This window comes from Pseudomonas sp. R28(2017), assembly GCF_002112505.1.
In the GTDB taxonomy this organism is placed as follows: domain Bacteria; phylum Pseudomonadota; class Gammaproteobacteria; order Pseudomonadales; family Pseudomonadaceae; genus Aquipseudomonas.
In genome coordinates, this window is record NZ_NEHW01000009.1 from 69,787 (window position 1) to 88,867 (window position 19,081).

General features: G+C 63.3%; 24 protein-coding genes. 12 read left to right on the forward strand and 12 right to left on the reverse strand.

What is annotated here, in order from left to right; genetic code table 11:
* Positions 1–71: 71 nt before the first annotated feature.
* Together CAF78_RS16865 and prlC are read right to left on the reverse strand one after the other, a co-directional pair.
* Positions 72–353: a YheV family putative zinc ribbon protein gene (locus CAF78_RS16865; protein WP_085676601.1), complete on the reverse strand. Its 282-nt coding sequence runs from the start codon at positions 351–353 to the stop codon at positions 72–74.
* Positions 350–2,401 (reverse strand): oligopeptidase A, encoded by a 2,052-nt coding sequence (gene prlC, locus CAF78_RS16870; RefSeq protein ID WP_256574466.1) that lies wholly within the window; start codon positions 2,399–2,401, stop codon positions 350–352. Before prlC ends, CAF78_RS16865 begins: the two co-directional genes overlap by 4 nt.
* A gap of 102 nt (positions 2,402–2,503) precedes the next feature.
* Between prlC and CAF78_RS16875 the strand changes: the two genes are divergently transcribed.
* Both CAF78_RS16875 and CAF78_RS16880 read left to right on the forward strand, forming a co-directional pair.
* Positions 2,504–3,052: a gamma carbonic anhydrase family protein gene (locus CAF78_RS16875; protein WP_085676599.1), complete on the forward strand. Its 549-nt coding sequence runs from the start codon at positions 2,504–2,506 to the stop codon at positions 3,050–3,052.
* Positions 3,053–3,072: 20 nt separating this feature from the next.
* Positions 3,073–3,723 carry an HAD family hydrolase gene (locus CAF78_RS16880; protein ID WP_085676658.1) on the forward strand — a complete coding sequence of 217 codons (651 nt, stop codon included), beginning with the start codon at positions 3,073–3,075 and terminating at the stop codon, positions 3,721–3,723.
* A 40-nt stretch (positions 3,724–3,763) separates the two neighbouring features.
* Here CAF78_RS16880 and CAF78_RS16885 read toward each other — a convergent pair whose 3' ends face one another.
* A complete protein-coding gene (locus CAF78_RS16885; RefSeq protein WP_085676598.1) occupies positions 3,764–4,846 on the reverse strand; it encodes an aminopeptidase in 1,083 nt (360 codons plus the stop codon).
* 67 nt (positions 4,847–4,913) lie between these two features.
* On the opposite strand from CAF78_RS16885, the gene CAF78_RS16890 reads away from it, so the two are divergent.
* Both CAF78_RS16890 and CAF78_RS16895 read left to right on the forward strand, forming a co-directional pair.
* Positions 4,914–5,327: a hypothetical protein gene (locus CAF78_RS16890; RefSeq protein ID WP_085676597.1), complete on the forward strand. Its 414-nt coding sequence runs from the start codon at positions 4,914–4,916 to the stop codon at positions 5,325–5,327.
* A gap of 55 nt (positions 5,328–5,382) precedes the next feature.
* On the forward strand, positions 5,383–5,796 hold the full coding sequence (locus CAF78_RS16895; protein WP_085676596.1) for a hypothetical protein: 414 nt from the start codon (positions 5,383–5,385) through the stop codon (positions 5,794–5,796).
* 33 nt (positions 5,797–5,829) lie between these two features.
* Here the strand turns inward: CAF78_RS16895 and CAF78_RS16900 are convergent, their stop codons facing one another.
* Together CAF78_RS16900 and CAF78_RS16905 are read right to left on the reverse strand one after the other, a co-directional pair.
* Entirely contained in the window at positions 5,830–6,063 is a 234-nt protein-coding gene (locus CAF78_RS16900) for a DUF1161 domain-containing protein (RefSeq protein ID WP_027917153.1), read from the reverse strand.
* 73 nt (positions 6,064–6,136) lie between these two features.
* A complete protein-coding gene (locus CAF78_RS16905) occupies positions 6,137–6,562 on the reverse strand; it encodes an OsmC family protein (protein WP_060507803.1) in 426 nt (141 codons plus the stop codon).
* Positions 6,563–6,716: 154 nt separating this feature from the next.
* On the opposite strand from CAF78_RS16905, the gene CAF78_RS16910 reads away from it, so the two are divergent.
* Complete coding sequence (locus tag CAF78_RS16910) at positions 6,717–7,721, forward strand: LLM class flavin-dependent oxidoreductase (protein WP_085676595.1); 1,005 nt, start codon at positions 6,717–6,719, stop codon at positions 7,719–7,721.
* Between the two features lie 37 nt (positions 7,722–7,758).
* On the opposite strand, the gene CAF78_RS16915 is transcribed toward CAF78_RS16910, so the two are convergent.
* Positions 7,759–7,980, reverse strand: coding sequence for a DUF1161 domain-containing protein (locus CAF78_RS16915; protein ID WP_085676594.1), 222 nt, complete (start codon positions 7,978–7,980; stop codon positions 7,759–7,761).
* A gap of 105 nt (positions 7,981–8,085) precedes the next feature.
* Positions 8,086–8,301 (reverse strand): dodecin, encoded by a 216-nt coding sequence (locus CAF78_RS16920; protein WP_003253076.1) that lies wholly within the window; start codon positions 8,299–8,301, stop codon positions 8,086–8,088.
* Between the two features lie 150 nt (positions 8,302–8,451).
* Between CAF78_RS16920 and CAF78_RS16925 the strand changes: the two genes are divergently transcribed.
* Positions 8,452–8,775 carry a YqjD family protein gene (locus CAF78_RS16925; RefSeq protein ID WP_027917148.1) on the forward strand — a complete coding sequence of 108 codons (324 nt, stop codon included), beginning with the start codon at positions 8,452–8,454 and terminating at the stop codon, positions 8,773–8,775.
* On the opposite strand, the gene CAF78_RS16930 is transcribed toward CAF78_RS16925, so the two are convergent.
* Positions 8,772–9,668, reverse strand: coding sequence for a LysR family transcriptional regulator (locus CAF78_RS16930; RefSeq protein WP_085676593.1), 897 nt, complete (start codon positions 9,666–9,668; stop codon positions 8,772–8,774). The genes CAF78_RS16925 and CAF78_RS16930 overlap by 4 nt on opposite strands.
* A gap of 110 nt (positions 9,669–9,778) precedes the next feature.
* Here CAF78_RS16930 and trpB point away from each other — a divergent pair, with 110 nt between their 5' ends.
* From trpB to CAF78_RS16945, 3 genes are all read left to right on the forward strand, one after another.
* Entirely contained in the window at positions 9,779–10,996 is a 1,218-nt protein-coding gene (trpB, locus tag CAF78_RS16935) for a tryptophan synthase subunit beta (RefSeq protein WP_085676592.1), read from the forward strand.
* Positions 10,993–11,802: a tryptophan synthase subunit alpha gene (gene trpA, locus CAF78_RS16940; protein ID WP_085676591.1), complete on the forward strand. Its 810-nt coding sequence runs from the start codon at positions 10,993–10,995 to the stop codon at positions 11,800–11,802. The genes trpB and trpA overlap by 4 nt, the downstream gene beginning before the upstream one ends.
* Before the next feature lie 232 nt (positions 11,803–12,034).
* A complete protein-coding gene (locus tag CAF78_RS16945; RefSeq protein WP_085676590.1) occupies positions 12,035–12,352 on the forward strand; it encodes a hypothetical protein in 318 nt (105 codons plus the stop codon).
* Positions 12,353–12,403: 51 nt separating this feature from the next.
* Here the strand turns inward: CAF78_RS16945 and CAF78_RS16950 are convergent, their stop codons facing one another.
* Complete coding sequence (locus CAF78_RS16950; protein WP_085676589.1) at positions 12,404–12,736, reverse strand: DOPA 4,5-dioxygenase family protein; 333 nt, start codon at positions 12,734–12,736, stop codon at positions 12,404–12,406.
* Positions 12,737–12,791: 55 nt separating this feature from the next.
* Here CAF78_RS16950 and CAF78_RS16955 point away from each other — a divergent pair, with 55 nt between their 5' ends.
* Positions 12,792–13,400: an NAD(P)-dependent oxidoreductase gene (locus tag CAF78_RS16955; RefSeq protein WP_085676588.1), complete on the forward strand. Its 609-nt coding sequence runs from the start codon at positions 12,792–12,794 to the stop codon at positions 13,398–13,400.
* 196 nt (positions 13,401–13,596) lie between these two features.
* Here CAF78_RS16955 and CAF78_RS16960 read toward each other — a convergent pair whose 3' ends face one another.
* Positions 13,597–14,496: a LysR family transcriptional regulator gene (locus CAF78_RS16960; protein WP_085676587.1), complete on the reverse strand. Its 900-nt coding sequence runs from the start codon at positions 14,494–14,496 to the stop codon at positions 13,597–13,599.
* Between the two features lie 108 nt (positions 14,497–14,604).
* Between CAF78_RS16960 and betC the strand changes: the two genes are divergently transcribed.
* Together betC and choX are read left to right on the forward strand one after the other, a co-directional pair.
* A complete protein-coding gene (betC, locus tag CAF78_RS16965; protein ID WP_085676586.1) occupies positions 14,605–16,122 on the forward strand; it encodes a choline-sulfatase in 1,518 nt (505 codons plus the stop codon).
* A gap of 14 nt (positions 16,123–16,136) precedes the next feature.
* On the forward strand, positions 16,137–17,072 hold the full coding sequence (gene choX, locus CAF78_RS16970) for a choline ABC transporter substrate-binding protein (protein ID WP_085676585.1): 936 nt from the start codon (positions 16,137–16,139) through the stop codon (positions 17,070–17,072).
* Between the two features lie 143 nt (positions 17,073–17,215).
* On the opposite strand, the gene aroE is transcribed toward choX, so the two are convergent.
* Both aroE and hemF read right to left on the reverse strand, forming a co-directional pair.
* On the reverse strand, positions 17,216–18,040 hold the full coding sequence (aroE, locus tag CAF78_RS16975; RefSeq protein WP_085676584.1) for a shikimate dehydrogenase: 825 nt from the start codon (positions 18,038–18,040) through the stop codon (positions 17,216–17,218).
* A 25-nt stretch (positions 18,041–18,065) separates the two neighbouring features.
* The gene (hemF, locus tag CAF78_RS16980) at positions 18,066–18,977 is read right to left on the reverse strand and encodes an oxygen-dependent coproporphyrinogen oxidase (protein WP_085676583.1); all 912 of its coding nucleotides are present in this window, start codon (positions 18,975–18,977) and stop codon (positions 18,066–18,068) included.
* Positions 18,978–19,081: the final 104 nt, after the last annotated feature.

The window sequence follows — 19,081 nt, forward strand, 5'->3', positions numbered from 1 at the left end:
TGAGTATCTACTACCGGCGATCGGCCAGAGCATGCCTGCCCGGGCACACGGCCCAGGCAGGCAGGACGGCTTCACTCAGCCGGTTTCTTCAGCTTCGGGTTGGGGAAGAACTGCACGGTCTGGACCTTGGCTGGCGCCGCCTTTGGCGCCAGCTGGTTGACCCGCGTACCGAGCTCCTTGGGCACCGACAGGCCCTGCTCATTTAGGGTGTCAGTGAAGCCACAGGCCACGCACTCGCGATGCGGCACGTCGTCTTCGCTCCACATCATCAGCTTGTCGGGCTCGCTGCACGCCGGGCACACCGCCCCGGCGATGAAGCGTTTCTTGGTCTTGTTCACAGCTACCTCGGTCATGCCGCAGCGTCCTCGGTCAGGCCACTGTGGCGCAGCAATGCATCGATGGAAGGCTCACGCCCACGGAAGTCCACGAACAGCTCCATGGGTTCACGCGAACCGCCGCGGGCCAGGATCGCTTCGCGGAACGCGCGACCGGTCTCGGCATTCAGCACGCCTTCTTCCTCGAAGCGCGAGAAAGCATCGGCCGACAGCACTTCAGCCCACTTGTAGCTGTAGTAGCCCGCCGCATAACCGCCAGCGAAGATGTGCGCGAAGCTGTTGGGGAAGCGGTTGTAGGCTGGCGGGCGCATCACCGAAACCTCGTCACGCACGCCTTCGAGCACCTGCAGCACGCTGCGGCCATCGCCGTGGCTGGCGTGCAGTTCGAAGTCGAACAGCGAGAACTCCAGCTGACGCACCATCATCATGCCGGACTGGAAGTTCTTCGCCGCCAGCATCTTGTCGAGCAGGTCCTGGGGCAGGGCCGTACCGGTTTCATAGTGGCCGGAGATCAGCGCCAGGCCTTCCGGCTCCCAGCACCAGTTTTCCATGAACTGGCTCGGCAGCTCGACAGCGTCCCACGCCACACCGTTGATGCCGGAAACACCGGCATGCTCGATGCGGGTCAGCATGTGGTGCAGACCGTGGCCGAACTCGTGGAACAGCGTGGTGACTTCATCGTGGGTCAGCAGCGCAGGCTTGCCAGGCGCCGCCGGGGTGAAGTTGCACACCAGGTTGGCGACCGGGCTCTGCAGCTCGCCGCCAGCCGTGCGGCGACGGTCGCGGGCGCCGTCCATCCAGGCACCGCCACGCTTGTTGGCGCGGGCGTAGAGGTCGAAGAAGAAGCGGCCGACGTGCTGGCCGTTTTCCTTGATCTCGAACAGGCGCACGTCCGGGTGCCAGCTGTCGAAGCCCTTGAGTTCGGCGATCTCGATGCCGTAAAGGCGCTGGACGATGCTGAACAGGCCGCTGAGCACCTTGTCGATCGGGAAGTAGGCGCGCAGGGTTTCCTGCGACACGCTGTAACGCTGCTCGCGCAGCTTCTCGCCGAAATAACCGGCGTCCCAGCTGGCCAGCTCCGGGCAGCCCTGCTCGGCGGCGTAGGCCTTGAGCTGCTCCAGGTCCTGGGCGGCAAACGGCTTGGAGCGCTTGGCCAGGTCACGCAGGAAGCTCAGCACCTGGTCGCTGGACTCGGCCATCTTGGTCGCCAGGCTCAGCTCGGCGTAATTCTTGTAGCCCAGCAGCCCGGCCAGTTCCTGGCGCAAGTCGAGGATCTGCTGCATCACCGGGCCGTTGTCGAACTGGCCGGCATTCGGGCCCTGGTCCGAGGCACGGGTGCAGTAGGCGGCGTACAGCTCTTCGCGCAGGGCGCGGTCGCTGGCGTAGGTCATCACCGCGTAGTAGCTGGGGAATTCCAGGGTGATCAGCCAGCCGTCGAGGCCTTTGGCCTGGGCGGCGGCGGCCATCTGCGCCTTGGCCGAATCGGTCAGGCCGGCCAGTGCGGCTTCGTCGGTGACGTGCTTGGTCCAGGCCTGGGTGGCGTCGAGCAGCTGGTTGGAAAAACGGCTGCCCAGTTCGCTCAGCTTGCTCTGCACTTCGGCATAACGCTGCTGCTGGTCGGCCGGCAGGTCGATGCCCGACAGGCGGAAGTCACGCAGGGCGTGGTCGAGGATAGTCTTCTGCGCCACGTCGAAGCTGGCAGCTTCCGGGCTGTTGACCAAGGCCTGATAGGCTTCGAACAGCGCACGGTTTTGGCCCAGTTCGGTAGAGTAGGCGCTCAGCGCTGGCAGGCAGGACTCGTAAGCCTCGCGCAGTTCCTGGCTGTTGCACACTGCATTGAGGTGGCTGACCGGGCTCCAGGCGGCGCCCAGGCGGTCGTTCAGTTCGTCCATGGCCAGCACCAGGCCGGCCCAGGTAAGGTTGCTGCCCTGCTGTTCGAGGATCTCGGCAATGGCTTTACGGTTGTCGGCCAGGATCGCTTCGATCGCCGGCAACACGTGTTCGGCACGGATTTGCGAGAAGGGCGGCAGATCGTAGGACTGCAGAAGCGGGTTGTTCGCACTCACGGTTCGGATACCTTGGCAGGAGAAACACTGCCCCATCTTAATTACAATCGACGCCGACCGCAGCAGGCAGCCTGCCTATCGGCACAGATGAGAGACGCTATCATGGCCATTCGCAGCTTCCAGCAACACACTCCGAAAGTGGGACTCAGGGCGTTTGTCGACCGTTCGGCGGTGGTCCTGGGCGATGTGGAAATCGGCGAGGACAGCTCTGTCTGGCCGTTGACGGTGATTCGCGGCGACATGCACCGCATCCGCATCGGCGCGCGCACCAGCGTGCAGGACGGCAGCGTGCTGCACATCACCCACGCAGGCCCCTTCAACCCCGACGGTTTTCCGCTGATCATCGGCGACGAGGTGGCCATCGGCCACAAGGTGATGCTGCACGGCTGCACCCTGGGCAACCGTATCCTGGTCGGCATGGGCAGCACCATCATGGATGGCGCCATTGTCGAAGACGAAGTGATCATCGGTGCCGGCAGCCTGGTACCGCCCGGCAAACGCCTGGTCAGTGGCTACCTGTACATGGGCAGCCCGGTGAAACAGGTCAGGCTGCTCAACGAGCAGGAGCACGCCTTCTTCCCATACAGCGCCGGCAACTACGTCAAGCTCAAGGACCAGCACCTGGCCGAAGGCTACGACCAACCGGAATGAACCCGACTACCGAGACGAACATGCACCAGCAGAACATCCTCTTCGACCTCGACGGCACCTTGACCGACCCGCGTCTGGGCATTACCCGCTCGATCCAGTACGCCCTGGCCAAGCTGGGCATCGACGAGCCGGACCTGACCCGCCTCGAACACTTCATCGGCCCGCCTTTGCTGCAGGCGTTCATGCAGTCCTACCGTTTCGATGAAGCCAAGGCGTGGGAAGCGGTGAACTTCTACCGGGAACGCTTCCGTGTCACCGGCCTTTATGAAAACCTGGTGTTCGAAGGGGTGCCAGCGCTGCTCGAAGCGCTCAATGGCCAGGGCCGCACGCTGTACATCGCCACGTCCAAACCCTGGGAGTTCGCCCGGGAAATTGCCCGGCATTTTGCTTTCGATCACCACTTCAAGGTGATCTACGGCAGCGAGCTGGACGGCACACGGACCAACAAGGTCGAGCTGATCCGCCACCTGCTGGACGAGGAAGGGCTGGACCCGGCGCAGACGCTGATGATCGGCGACCGCAAGCATGACCTGATCGGGGCTCGCAGCAATGGGTTGCAGGCGGTGGCGGTGGGGTATGGGTTTGGTAGCCGGGAAGAGTTGCAGGCCGAGGCGCCAGCCTTCCACTTCGCAACTGTGGCCGATATGCATCAAGCCTTTATTCAGGGCTGAGGGCCATGGGGCTGCGTTGCAGCCCCAAGATCTCGCAGGTTCACATCAACCGCTGCAACGCCGCCTTCCTGTCAGCAGCTGGCAATCCGCCAAGCTGCTCGACCCGCTCATAAAACCGCACCCAGTCCCCATTCACCTCCCGGAACAAGGCCGCAAACGCCGGCACCCACTGGTCATAAAGCCCGAACGGCAACAGCTTGGCATTGCTCAACGGCGCATAGATCCAGGCGTCATAGCGTTTGTCCCCGTTCCACTGGCGGTCCCGCACCTGCTTGTACTCACCCCGCAAACGCTCGAACTCCGCCTGCTTGGCCGCCCGCTTGTGCGCATCGTCCAGCGGCCCGGCATAGATCGCCTGCAACCGCTCGCGGCTGGCCAGCACCAACCGGGTGAACTGCTCGCTCTGCTCTGACTGCTCCGCCCCGTTCGGCGCAAGCCCACGCGCTGTGCGCCATTGCCGCGAACCTTCCTGCTCGACGAAAGTGGCAAACGACTCGTTGAACGCGGTGTCGTCCTGCACATAGAAGCGCTGATGGGCCAGCTCATGGAAGATCAGCGTGGCCAGCCGCTCATCCCCCCAATCGACCATCGACGACAGGATCGGGTCATCGAACCAGCCCAACGTCGAGTAGGCTTCAACACCGCTCACGTACACGTCCAGGCCCTGCTGGCGCATCAACGCTGCCGTACCGCGCGCGGCACCCTGGCGGTAATAGCCACGGTAGGCGACGCAGCCGGCGACAGGGAAGCAGTGTGTCACCGGCTGCAGCGAAAGCTCAGGGGTGGCGAACACGTTCCATACCACGTAGGGACGTTGCAGGTCGGCGTACAGCCGGTAGCTGCGATTGTCAGGCAGCTTGAGTTGTTCGCTGGCAAACACCCGCGCTGCTTCAGCATGGGCCAGGCGAGCGCGCAACTGCGGGCTGCTGGCCGGGTCGGCGATCACGTTGTCCACAGGCTGGCGTGCCCGTAACAGCTGCCATTGCCCCTCGGCCAACTGGCCGTAATACCCCAGGGTGCTGCAACCGTTCAGCAGAAAGGCTCCGAGCAGCGGAACCAAAGGCCTGAAAAGGCGGTCGAGTGGCCCAGGGCCTGAGCGCTTGAAAAGAACAAAGAGATCCATCTGGGGCTATCCATCTCGCTCACGGCCAATGCGCTCCAAGACTATCTCGCCAAGGGGGAGTTTCGCCATGCGTGCACTGTTGGTCACCGGCTCACTGCTGCTGGTTTCTGCCTGTTCGACCCTGCCTGACCCAGACCCGAACCTGGCCTGGGTAGACCTCACCCCCTACGGCGATACATCGCTGGACGCCACCCAGGTGGACGAGCGCGACTGGGCCGACAGCCGCTACTTCGAAGTGCAGCCCGGCAGCCACGAGTTGACCGTGCGCTACCAGTTTCCGGTGACGCCGAGCAATATCGGCCCGGTCGACGCGCCACTGTGGCGTGATTGCCAGGTCAAGCTGACCTTCAAGGACTTCAGCGCCGGCCAGCGCTACCAGTTGCAAGCCGGCAGCATCGGCTTCCGTCCCTGGATCAAGCTCTACGACCAGCAGCAGAAACTGCTCAGTCAGGGCCTGCCAGCCGGTTGCCAACGCACCTGAACCGCACAAACGGCGCTATGCTTGTAACTCGTGTATCGCAAGTGGGAGTTTTGCCATGCGCCAGCCCATGATGCTGATCGCCCTCAGTGCACTGGGGGCTTGCAGCACCCCCTTGCCACCCGTCGACCCCAGCAAGGCGTGGGTCGATCTCTACACCGTCACCCCCGGCCGCATACTGATGGCCGACCGCCTGGATGGCCAGCGCCTGGACGATGGCCGCTACTTCCAGATAACCCCAGGCAAGCATGAACTGGTGGTGCGGTTCGATTACGAAATCTATGCCGGCGGCATGCTCACCAGCCCCAAGGAGCGCACCTGTTACCTGACCGTGCGCTTCGATGACTTCAAGGCCGGCGAACGCTATCGCATGGAGGCGCGGGCGCCAGTGATGGACCCGCAGGTGCTGCTGTACGACGCCAGCCGCAAGGTGGTGGTCAACGAGCCGAGCGACGTGTTCTGCATTCCGTAATCAGCACTGGGGCCGCAACGCGGCCCCAGCCATTCAACGGTCGTTCTTCTGGTAGATGATCTTCTTCGTCCCGCCATCACAGGTGCCGACGATCATGTTCTGATCCTTGACCTCACTGTTGGGCACGATTTCCAGGGTGTAGGACGTCACACCCTGGGCCTGGATCTTGGCTTCGATCTCAGCCTTGAGTTCTTCGCACGGTTTTACCGCCGCCAATGCAGAAGTGGCCACAAGCGAAGCCAGCACGGCGATTGCTACGCGAATCATGGAACGGCTCCTGGTATGACAGCTGCGCTGCCGACGCTGTTTAGACTACAGCAAACCGTCGCCGTTGCGCCGCTTAGCCCACCAAGGCGGCGTCCAGGCTGATCTTCGCGTTGAGCACCTTCGACACCGGGCAACCGGCCTTGGCCTTGTTGGCGATCTCGAGGAACTGCGCCTCGCTGGCCCCCGGCACCTTGGCCTTGAGGATCAGGTGCACAGCGGTGATGGCAAAACCGTCGGGTTGCTTATCCAAGGTGACTTCGGCAATGGTATCGATGCGGTCTGCGGTGAGCCCTGCCTCACCGAGCATCATCGACAGCGCCATCGAGAAACAACCGGCATGGGCAGCGCCGATCAGCTCTTCCGGGTTGGTCCCCGGCGAGCCCTCGAAACGGGTGTTGAACCCATAGGGGTTCTGCTTGAGTGCGCCGCTTTCGGTGGAAAGCAGGCCTTTGCCATCCTTCAGGCCACCTTGCCAGATCGCCGATGCTGTCTTTTTCATGATGCCTCCTGGTCATAGGGTTACTTACCTACATTTTCGAGGTCAGCGTCCTACGGCAAGTTCAGAGTAATCGCCTTGTGAGCATTGAATAAGGCGAATGAGCCCATACAGAGTCTAAAAGGCCTCCGGGCCAACCACTCTTGCGGAGGCTCCCATGACGCAGCTGCGTGACCTGAAGATATCCACCCTCGACCTGGTGCCGGTACGCGCCGACAAAGGCCCGGCGCAATCGCTGCACAATTCGCTGGACCTTGCCCGGCATGTCGAGCGCTTTGGCTACAACCGCTTCTGGGTGGCTGAACACCACAACATGGACGGCATCGCCAGCTCGGCCACGTCGGTACTGATCGGCTACCTGGCAGGCGGCACTTCGAGCATCCGCGTCGGCTCTGGCGGCATCATGCTGCCCAACCATGCGCCGTTGGTGATCGCCGAGCAGTTCGGCACGTTGGCCAGCCTGTACCCCGGGCGTATCGACCTGGGCCTGGGCCGTGCGCCAGGCTCCGACCAGATGACCGCCTACGCCCTGCGCCGCGACCGCGCCGGCAGCGCCGACGATTTCCCGGATGATGTCGAAGAGCTGTCGCGCTACCTCGGCCCACGTACCGATGATCAGAAAGTGATCGCCGTGCCCGGGCACGACACCGACGTGCCCCTGTGGCTGCTCGGTTCAAGCCTGTTCAGCGCCCAACTGGCCGGCATGCGCGGCATGCCGTACGCCTTCGCCTCGCACTTCGCGCCGCGCTACATGCATGAGGCGATCCGCATCTATCGCGACCATTTCAAGCCGTCGACCACGCTGGACAAGCCCTATGTGATGCTGGGCATTCCGATGGTGGTGGCGGACACCGACGAACAGGCCGAGTACCTGGCCACCTCAGTGTACCAGCGCATCCTGGCGTTGATTCGCGGGCAAAGCCTGATGCAGAAACCACCTGTACCGAGCATGGATGGGCTGTGGCTACCCCATGAGCGCGATGCCGTGGGGAGTTTCCTGGGCCTGGCGATGATCGGCAGCCCGCAGAAGGTACGGGCCAAGGTGGAGGTACTGCTGGAGCAGACCGGAGCGGATGAGCTGATCTTTACCTGCGATTTGTATGAACATGCAGACCGGATTCGGTCCTATGAGCTGATGGCGCAGGCCCTCAAGGCCGAATGAGCCTATTCGCGGGCTTGCCCGCGAATAGGCCTGCACCTTAACTGCGGCGGTAGACAATCTCCTTGCTACCGCCCTCACAGCTGCCTATCACCTTGCCAGCCGGTTCGCCCTTGTTGACGACCTCCAGCTTGTAGCCCTTCACACCCTTGGCATCCAGCTTCGCTGCGATCTCCGCCTTGAGCTCTTCGCACGGTTTGCCGGCCGCCATCGCACCGCCCGCCAGCACCATCAAGCCCACCGCCAGCATCAGTTTCTTCATCGATCGCATTCCTTGTACAGATGAGAAAAGACCAAAAGGGCGCCGCCAAGGCGCCCTCCGGAGTTATAACGCCATCACGCCGGGCTATTCCAGCCCGCTAATGTTTCAGCTGTTGGCGATGCGGAAACCAACCTTCAGCGTGACCTGGAAGTGCGCCGCCTTGTTGTCACGGATATGGCCGCGGGTATCGACCACTTCGAACCATTCCAGGTGCTTGATGCTCTTGCCGGCCTCGGCCAAGGCATTGTTGATCGCCTCTTCGATGCTGGTGGGGGACGAACCTACCAGCTCGATCTTCTTGTAGGTGTGATGATCGGTCATGAGCGCGCTCCTTGGGTGACAGTGAGTTTTAGCCTAGCAGTGCAGGCCTGGTTTACCTGCGAGCCGCTGCCGTTCGGTAAAGTTCGATCGCACTTTCGCGCAGCCCGAGAGTCGCAATCCTTACAGTCCATTCTGCAAAGGAGAGTCAACATGCACCGCAACTCGCTGCGTAAAACGTCCCTGGAAAGCATGGAAGCGGAGATCGAAAGCCTGCTGAAAAGCCTGGAGAACCTGAAGCACGATGCCTCCGAGGAAACCCAGAAGTCAGTAAAGGCCATGCGCAGCAACGCTGAAAGCGCGCTGCGCCACTCGCGCAGCCTTATCAGCGATGCCTATGAGGAAGTCAAAGAGCGCACTCGCCAGACTGGCATCGCCACCCGCGACTACGCCCAGGAGCACCCATACACCACCGCAGGCGTAGCCATTGGCGCGCTGGGCCTGCTGGCGGCGTACCTGCTGTGCAAGCGCAACTAAGCGCTTTGCCTGGCCAGTTCGGCGCGTAGCCACTGCGCCAGTTGCTCGGCGCGCCCATCTGCGGCGCGCCGTGGCACCCACAGCGCCAGTGCGGCGGGGGTCGGTGAAAAACCCCACGGCGCGCTCAATCGTCCCGCTCGCAGGTCGTCGGCAACCAGTGGTTGCGGCGCGATCGCCACCCCCAGGCCGGCAACCGCCGCCTCCAGCAAGTAGTACAGATGCTCGAAGGCCTGGCCATACTGCAATGAACCCGCTTCCAGCCCCTGTTCTGCCGCCCAGGTTGGCCAGGCCTGCGGGCGCGAGGTAGTGTGCAGCAGGGCTTCGTCCAGCAGAGCCTTGGCGGGCGCCGCCTGCAAGCGGTCGAAGCCGGCGAAGTGCGGGCTCAGCACCGGGCCGATGCGTTCCTGCGCCAGCACGTGCACCTGCATGTCCGCAGGCCATGGCGGTTCGGCATACACCAGCAATGCATCCAGCCCGGGCCGGCGCGGGTCGAGGTCGCCTTCACCCGCCGACAGGTGCAGGCGCAGCTCGGGCAGGTCAGCCTTCAACCGCCCCAGGCGGGGGATGAACCAGCGCGCCAGCAGGCTGCCGGAACACCCCAACACGAATGGCGCCTCGCTCACATCCCGGCTCAACTCGGCGCACACGCTGCGCAGGCGGTCGAACGCCTCACCACTGGCGTCACGCAGGCGCAGGCCTGCATCTGTGAGTTTGATGCCGCGCCCGTCCTTGACGAACAGGGCCACGCCCAGGTGCTCTTCCAGCACCTTGATCTGCCGGCTGACGGCGCCATGGGTGACGTGCAGCGCTTCGGCCGCCTGGCTGACGCTGTTGAGCCTGGCAGTGGCCTCGAAGGCCCGCAGGGCGTTGAGGGGAGGGAGGTCGTGGGCCATTTTACCTGTGAGTTTTTCTGACAAGTTTGCGCAATCTTATCGGTTTTCAGCCGGGCTTGCCGTGGTTAGAGTAAAGCCCATCACTCATTCATTACGCCCTGGAGCGCCCCATGACCCAGTCCCAATACCGTCCCGGCCCCGACGCCAACGGCCTGTTCGGCTCGTTCGGCGGCCGCTACGTGGCCGAAACCCTGATGCCGCTGGTGCTGGACCTGGCCCGCGAATACGAAGCGGCCAAGGCCGACCCCAAGTTCCTCGAAGAACTGGCCTACTTCCAGCGCGACTACATCGGCCGCCCGAACCCTCTGTATTTCGCCGAGCGCCTGACCGAGCACTGCGGCGGCGCGAAGATCTTCTTCAAGCGTGAAGAACTCAACCACACCGGCGCGCACAAGGTGAACAACTGCATCGGCCAGGTGTTGCTGGCCAAGCGCATGGGCAAGAAGCGCCTGATCGCCGAAACCGGCGCCGGCATGCACGGCGTGGCCACTGCCACCGTCGCTGCGCGTTTCGGCCTGCCTTGCGTGATCTACATGGGCGCCACCGACATCGAACGCCAGCAGGCCAACGTGTTCCGCATGAAGCTGCTGGGCGCCGAGATCGTCCCGGTCACGGCTGGCACCGGCACCCTGAAAGACGCCATGAACGAGGCGCTGCGCGACTGGGTCACCAACGTCGACGACACCTTCTACCTGATCGGCACCGTGGCCGGCCCGCACCCGTACCCGGCGATGGTCCGCGACTTCCAGTCGATCATCGGCAAGGAAACCCGCGCCCAGCTGCAAGAGAAGGAAGGCCGCCTGCCGGACAGCCTGATCGCCTGCGTTGGCGGTGGCTCCAACGCCATGGGCCTGTTCCATGAGTTCCTCGAAGAGCCGAGCGTACAGATCATCGGCGTCGAAGCTGGCGGCCACGGCGTGCACACCGACAAGCACGCCGCCAGCCTGAACGGCGGCGTACCGGGCGTGCTGCACGGCAACCGTACCTACCTGCTGCAGGACGAAGACGGCCAGATCACCGACGCCCACTCGATTTCCGCCGGCCTCGACTACCCGGGCATCGGCCCGGAGCACGCCTACCTGCACGAAGTGAAGCGCGTCGAGTACGTCAGCATCACCGACGACGAAGCGCTGGATGCGTTCCACGCCACCTGCCGCCTGGAAGGCATCATTCCGGCCCTGGAAAGCTCCCACGCCCTGGCCGAAGCGATCAAGCGCGCACCGAACCTGCCCAAGGACCACCTGATGGTGATCTGCCTGTCCGGCCGTGGCGACAAAGACATGCAAACCGTGATGAACCACATGGCAGCCCAGGAGAAACAGGCATGAGCCGTCTTGAACAACGCTTCGCCGAACTGAAGACCGAAGGCCGCTCCGCGCTGGTCACCTTCGTCACTGCTGGCGACCCGGGTTATGACGCTTCGCTGCAGATCCTCAAGGGCCTGCCGGCTGCCGGCGCCGATGTGATCGAACTGGGCATGCCGTTCACCGACCCGATGGCCGATGGCGTGGCCATCCAGCTCGCCACCCTGCGCGCCCTGGAAGCTGGCCAGACCCTGGCCAAGACCCTGCAGATGGTTCGCGAATTCCGTGTGGACAACCACAGCACGCCGATCGTGCTGATGGGTTACTACAACCCGATCCACCGCTTCGGTGTGGATAAGTTCGTCACCGAAGCCAAGCAAGCCGGCGTCGATGGCCTGATCATCGTCGACCTGCCACCGGAGCACGACGCCGAACTGGCCACTCCGGCCCAGGCCGCCGGCATCGACTTCATCCGCCTGACCACCCCGACCACCGACGATGCGCGCCTGCCGCGTGTGCTGGAGCGCAGTTCCGGGTTCGTCTACTACGTGTCGGTGGCAGGCGTGACCGGTGCCGGCTCGGCGACTACCGAGCACGTGACCGAGGCGATTGCCCGCCTGCGTCGGCATACCGACCTGCCAATCAGCGTTGGTTTCGGTATTCGCACGCCGGAGCAGGCGGCGAATATCGCCCGCTTGGCCGATGGTGTGGTGGTGGGGTCGGCGCTGGTCGACAAAATTGCCCAGGCCAAGACTGGCGAGCAGGCGGTGAGCGACGTATTGAGCCTGTGCTCGGCACTGGCTGAAGGAGTGCGCGGCGCCCGTCGCTGAACCGCGTCGCCTGCTTCGCGGGCACGCCCGCTCCCACAGGTACAGCGCCGCCCTCAGGCCCTGTGATATCCCTGTGGGAGCGGGTTCACCCGCGAATAGGCCAGCACAGGCAACGCCAGCCAGGCAGGGCTTGCCCGCAATCACTCCCTCTGAACCTATCATTTCTACCAGTAGCGCAATCAGGGAAGAACCCACACCCTACCCACTCCCAATACCTGAAGGAGTAGGTTTCATGCGCTATTTGCTTGGTTTCACCATGGCTGCACTGCTGTCCAGCGGTGCTTTCGCTGCTACTTGCCCGAACGTGGCTTCGATTACTCAAAAGACCGATACGGTAAAGGAAACCGAAGGTGGCACTGACGTTGTACTCGAAGGCTACCGCTACTCGGCAAGCAATGCTGATGGTGAATGGACAGGGTTCACCCCGGATGCGGAAAAAGCTGACCTGAGTGCATTCAAACCTGCGCCATCAGCGCCCAATGCCACCCCGCCGGTTTGCCGTTATCAAGATGATGAGGATGGCGCAATCAGTCTTTCACTCAAAAAGTGATGCCAACAAAGGGCTTGAGCAATAGTTGCATCAAGCCCTTTACCGCAAAAATCAACCCCGAAAAATCGACAGATCCAAAGGCCGCACAGCCCCCATCCAGATCGCATGATCCCGGTGATCCGCCAGCTCATCCCCGGTCAGCGGATGCAGAAACACCACCAACCCCTTCCGATACAGCGCCAACCACGGCAACACCACCCCCACGAATTCCGGCTCGAAGGCCAGCTGGCAGCTCCAGTCCGGGTGCGGCCCGACTGGTTTCTGGTGCATGCGCCCCATGGTCACGGGAAACAGTCGCGCCGCCTCCTCGCACAGCTCTCGGGCCTGCTCGAGGGTGGATGCGTCGTAGTACACGTGGGCGTGGTAACCCTTGATCCTCTGCACGATAACTCCTGATTGCGGTCCAATCATCACCCCCACTTGCAAAGGGAGTGATGCGGTGAAAAATGCCGAAACCCCAGTGTTCAAACTGGTGTTGTTCGGGGCTGAAAGCAGCCTGGGCAATGCCCTGATGGTTGAGCTGCTGGCGCGCCAGCATGAGGTCATTGCGGTGGTCGACGACCTCAACCGCCATGCGCCGCGCCCCGGCCTGCATTTCAAGATAGGCGGGCTGGACGATGCCGACCAGGCGGAGCAGAGCGCGGCAGGGGGTTCGGCGGTGATCGCCCTGCTGGCCCCAGGTGATCTGACAGTGCAGGCGCGAATGAGCGAAGTACTGGTGGCCGGGCTTGCCCGCACGACTATACGCCGGCTGCTTTTGGTGGGCGATTTTGATGTGCTGGATGCGCCGGGCAAATACAGCGCTGCACAGCGAGAAAGCGCTGATAGGGTAGCCGATGTGCTGCAGCGCAGTGCATTGCGCTGGACGTTGATCAATGCGCCGGATGACTTCCCTGGGTTGGGCATGGAACATTTTCGCAGTATCGACGGCACCTTGGAGCCGGGCCTGAGCGAACCCCTGCGGCGGCTGGCCAGGATCGCGGCGGGAATGGTGGATACGCTGGAACTGGATTTGCACCGAGGCGAGCATCTGAACTTCGTGGTCTAGATCGTCGGGGCTGCTCCGCAGCCCATCGCCGGCAAGCCAGCTCCCACAAGGGTCCGCGTCTGCCTGACAGGTTATGGCATTTCTGTAGTGGATAAGCCGGAGAAAAGCCCCTCATAGCAACGCATGCCGCTCAGGCCGACGCGGTCCCTGTGGGAGCTGGCTTGCCGGCGATGGGCCGCAAAGCGGCCCTAAAATCTTAAAGGCTGCGCTCTTGCTCGAGCCAGTCCACGAACCGCTCGATCAATGCCCCACGCCGCTTGCGTGGTGGCAGCACCGCATAATACCCCCGCGCCGAGCGCAAACTGCCCTGCAGCGGCCGGCACAACAACCCTTGCTCCACCAGTCCATCCACCAGGTGCCCCCAGCCAATCGCCACCCCTTGGCCAGCAATCGCCGCCTGTATCAGCAGGGTGTAATTATCGAATCGCAACTGCCCAGGCGGCGGCGGGCTGGCCACGCCAAACCCGCGAAACACCCCCGCCCAGTCAAACCAGCGGCTGGCCTGCTCACCTCGCAAGTGAAGCAACGGCAATCGCTGCAAAGCCACGGCTGACAAGGGTTTGCCATGAGTCAGCCGCGGGCTGCAGACCGGGAAGACCTCCTCGTCGAACAGCCAGCGGCTCTCGCCCTGGTGAAAGCGCCCATCGCCAAACAGTACCGCCACATCGATATCCGGGCGCAACATCCCCTGGCTGCGCTCGCCGGTCACCAGGCTCACATCCACCTGGGGATAAGCCTCGTGAAAGCGCTGCAGCCGCGGCATCAGCCAGAACGCCGCGAAGGCAAAATCGGTGGCCACCTGAAGCACTTCACGCTGGCCTCGCCCACTGGCCAGGGCAATGCCGTCATTCATGGCCTGCAAACCCTGATGCACCTGCTCGAAAAGCAACTGGCCCGCCTCGGTCAGCTCGATGCCGCGGTAGATGCGATCGAACAGGCGGGTGCCCAGCTGTACCTCCAAACGCTTTACCTGCTGGCTCACAGCCGGCTGGGTGGTTCCCAGCTCCAACGCTGCCGCAGTGAAACCCCGCAGCCGGGCAGCGGCCTCGAACACACGCAAGGCATCCAGCGACAACTCGGCAAGGTGATCAAACATAAGCTCAGCTAATCCCAGACATTGCCCGCCATGGGCTTTACCCATGTTATCCACAGTCGCATCTTGGTAGGCAAGCGGTTCGCATAATCCTCAACGATGGAAGCCACCATGACGCGCCCGAATATCCTGTTCATCATGGCCGACCAGATGGCCGCGCCCCTGCTGCCGATCTACGGCCCTTCGCCGATCCAGATGCCACACCTGAGCCGCCTCGCCGAACAGGCGGTGGTGTTCGACTCGGCCTATTGCAACAGCCCCCTCTGCGCACCTTCACGCTTCACCCTGGTCAGCGGCCAGCTGCCAAGCCGCATCGGCGCCTACGACAACGCGGCCGATTTCCCCGCCGACGTGCCGACTTATGCACACTACCTGCGCCGCCTGGGCTACCGCACTGCGCTGTCGGGAAAAATGCACTTCTGCGGCCCGGACCAGTTGCATGGCTACGAGGAGCGCTTGACCAGCGACATCTACCCAGCTGATTACGGCTGGGCGGTGAACTGGGATGAACCCGATGTGCGCCCGAGCTGGTACCACAACATGTCTTCGGTGCTGCAGGCCGGGCCCTGCGTGCGTACCAACCAGCTGGATTTCGACGAAGAAGTGGTGTTCAAGGCGCGCCAGTACCTCTACGACCACGTGCGCGAGAACGATGGCCGGCCGTTCTGCCTGACCGTGTCCATGACTCACCCGCATGACCCGTACACCATCCCCAAGCGCTACTGGGATCGCTACGAGGCTGTGGATATCCCCATGCCCCGCGCCGAATTCAGCCAGACCGAACTCGACCCCCACTCGCAACGCCTGCTCAAGGTCTACGACCTGTGGAACAAACCGCTGCCTGTGGACAAGATCCGCGACGCCCGCCGCGCCTACTTCGGCGCCTGCAGCTACATCGATGACAACATCGGCCAGCTGCTGCAGACCCTGGAAGAATGCAACCTGGCCGACAACACTCTGATCGTGTTCTCCGGTGACCACGGCGACATGCTTGGCGAGCGCGGGCTCTGGTACAAGATGCACTGGTTCGAGATGTCGGCTCGTGTCCCGTTGCTGGTACACGCGCCCCAACGCTTCGCCGCCAGCCGCATCAGCGCCTCGGTATCGACCTGCGACTTGCTGCCGACCCTGGTCGAACTGGCCGGTGGCGCTGTGGATAACCACCTGCACCTGGACGGCCGCTCACTGCTCGGCCATCTGCAAGGGCAGGGCGGCCATGACGAGGTGATCGGCGAATACATGGCCGAAGGCACCGTCGGCCCGCTGATGATGATCCGCCGGGGGCCGTACAAATTCGTGTACAGCGAAGACGACCCCTGCCTACTCTATGACCTGAGCCGCGACCCGCACGAGCGGGAGAACCTCACCGGCAGCCCGGACCATCAGGCGCTGCTGCAGGCATTTGTCGATGAAGCACACCAGCGCTGGGACATCCCCGGCCTGCGCCAGCAAGTGCTGGCCAGCCAACGCCGCCGCCGCCTGGTGGCCGAGGCGCTGGCCATCGGCAAGCTGAAAAGCTGGGACCACCAACCGTTGGTGGACGCCAGCCAACAGTACATGCGCAACCACATCGATCTCGACGACCTCGAGCGCAAGGCACGTTATCCACAGCCAGCCCCCATGGATTGAAAAGAGAGGCCGCCATGCACAAGTTCTCCACCGTCGTATTCGCCCTGGCTCTGCCTCTGGCGCTAGCCACCGCCACGGCCCATGCCGCCGACGGCGACGCACAATGCAGCACCGTCAAGATGGCCGACCCCGGCTGGAGTGACATCGCCTCGACCAACGCCGTGGCCCGGCTGCTGCTGGAGAGCCTGGGCTACCAGGTGAAGATCGACAGCCTGGCGGTGCCGATCATCTACGGCGGCCTGAAGGACGGCCGGGTCGATGCCTTCCTGGGCAACTGGATGCCGGCGCAACAGGGTTTTCATGACAAGTTCATCGCCAATGGCGATGTGCAGCAGCTGTCGCGCAACCTGGAAGGCACCGAGTTCACCCTGGCGGTACCGGATTATGTGTGGAATGCCGGGGTGAAAGATTTTGCCGACCTGCAAAAGCACGCCGATCAGTTCGACAAGAAACTGTACGGCATCGGCTCCGGCGCGCCAGCGAACCTGTCGCTGAAGGAAATCATCGACAAGAACGAGTTCAACCTGGGCCAATGGAAGCTGGTGGAATCCAGCGAGCAGGCAATGCTGGCGCAGGTGGACCGGGCGGTGAAGAAACAGCAGTTCATCACCTTCCTCGGCTGGACGCCGCACCCGATGAACGTGAAGCTGAAGATGCACTATCTGACAGGTGGCGAGAAATGGTTCGGCAGCAAGGGCGAAGTGTTCACCCTCACCCGCAAGGGTTATCCACAAGCCTGCCCGAATGCGGCGAAGCTGCTGAGCAACTTGAGCTTCACCCTGGACATGGAAAACACCATCATGGCTGAGGTTGTGGATAAGAAGATCAGCTTCGACGAAGCGGCCAAGGCGTGGGTGAAGCAGCATCCCGAGCGGTTGGAAGGGTGGTTGGCCGGAGTGACCACCAAGGCCGATGGGAATGCCCAGGAGGCCGTCAAAGCCAAGCTATGACCGCCTTTGTGTAAACCCTGTGGGAGCGGGCTTGTCGAGGCGTCGAACCGCCGCGAACACCGGCAAAGCCGGTGCCAGGCTCCGCGGTGGCTTCTTCGCGGGCAAGCCCGCTCCCACAGGTACTGTGGCAATCCCGGAAGAGATCAGCCCCGAGCGAGCTGCCGGCGCAGCTCAGCCAACACCGGTGCGGTATCCGGGCGCACTCCGCGCCAGATGAAGAAGGCTTCAGCCGCCTGCTCGGCCAGCATCCCCAGCCCGTCCAGCACCTTGGCTGCTCCCAGCTTCTCAGCCCACTGGCAGAACGGCGTCGGCTCTTTGCCATACATCATGTCGTAGCACACCGTGCGCCCCGCCTCGACCAGGCTGTCGGCAATCGGCGGCAACTCACCGGCCAGGCTCGCCGAAGTGGCGTTGATGATCACGTCCACCGGCTCCTGCAACCAGGCGAACCCGCTGGCCACTACTGGCCCCAGTTCATCGAACTCCCGCGCCAGCTGTTCAGCCTTCTCCACGGTACGGTTGGCAATCACCAGCGACTGCGGCTGGTGCGCCAGGATCGGCTCCAGCACGCCGCGCACGGCGCCACCGGCCCCGAGGATGAGAATGCGCTTGCCGGCCAGTTCGACGCCGGCATTCACCGTGAGGTCGCGCACCAGGCCAGCGCCGTCGGTGTTGTCGCCCTGCAGCGTGCCGTCAGCCAGCTTGCTCAGCGTATTCACCGCACCCGCGCGCTGGGCACGCGGCGTCAGGCTGTCGCACAGGCGATAGGCCTCTTCCTTGAAGGGGACGGTGACGTTGCCGCCGCTGCCTTGCTTGAAGAAGCCGCGCGCACAGTCGCTGAACTCGTCCAGCGGGGCCAGCAGCGTGGCGTATTCAAGGTCCTGGCCGGTCTGTTCTGCGAACAGGCGGTGGATCAGCGGCGACTTGCTGTGGCCGATGGGGTTACCGAAAACAACGTACTGGTCCATGACGATTCCTTGTTTATCCACAGGCTTACTGGCCAAGCCAATCGCGGTCCTGCAGGAAGTATTCGGTCAGGCGCGCTTCCTCGCTGCCGGGCGCGGCCTTCCAGTCGTAGCCCCAGCGCACTTGCGGTGGCAGCGACATGAGGATCGACTCGGTGCGGCCACCGGACTGCAGGCCGAACAGGGTGCCACGGTCGTAGACCAGGTTGAACTCCACGTAGCGGCCGCGGCGGTATTCCTGGAACTCACGCTGCTGCGGGGTGAAGGGGGTGTGCTTGCGGCGCTGGACGATCGGCAGGTAAGCCTCGACGTAGGCATCGCCGATGGCACGCAGGAAGGCGAAGCAGGTGTCGAAGTTCCACTCGTTCAGGTCATCGAAGAACAGGCCGCCGATGCCACGCGGCTCACCGCGGTGCTTGAGGTGGAAGTAGCGGTCGCACCAGGCCTTGTAGCGCGGGTACACGTCGGCGCCGAACGGCGCGCAGGCCTGCTCGGCCACACGGTGCCAGTGGATGCAGTCTTCTTCATTGCCGTAGTACGGGGTCAGGTCGAAGCCGCCGCCGAACCACCAGACTGCTTCTTCACCTTCCTTTTCGGCAATGAAGAACCGCACGTTGGCGTGGGACGTGGGCACATGCGGGTTATGCGGGTGGATCACCAGCGACACGCCCAAGGCCTCGAAGCCACGGCCCGCCAACTCGGGGCGGTGAGCGCTGGCCGAGGGTGGCAGGCCGGCGCCGAACACGTGGGAGAAGTTGACCCCGCCTTTCTCGATCAACTTGCCATCACCGATCACCCGCGTGCGGCCCCCGCCACCGGCTTCGCGCACCCAGGCGTCCTCGACGAAGCGGGCGCCGCCGTCTTCGGCTTCGAGGGCAGAGCAGATGCGGTCTTGCAGGTCGAGCAGGTAGGCTTTCACGGCCTCGGTGCGGCTAGTCATCGGGTCACCAGGAACGGGCAGGGAAGAATTCGCCGCGTAGCATACCACCGCCGGCGCGCGCGCCGCAGTTGACGGCGATCAAGCAAAGGCGTCCGATAGAAGGC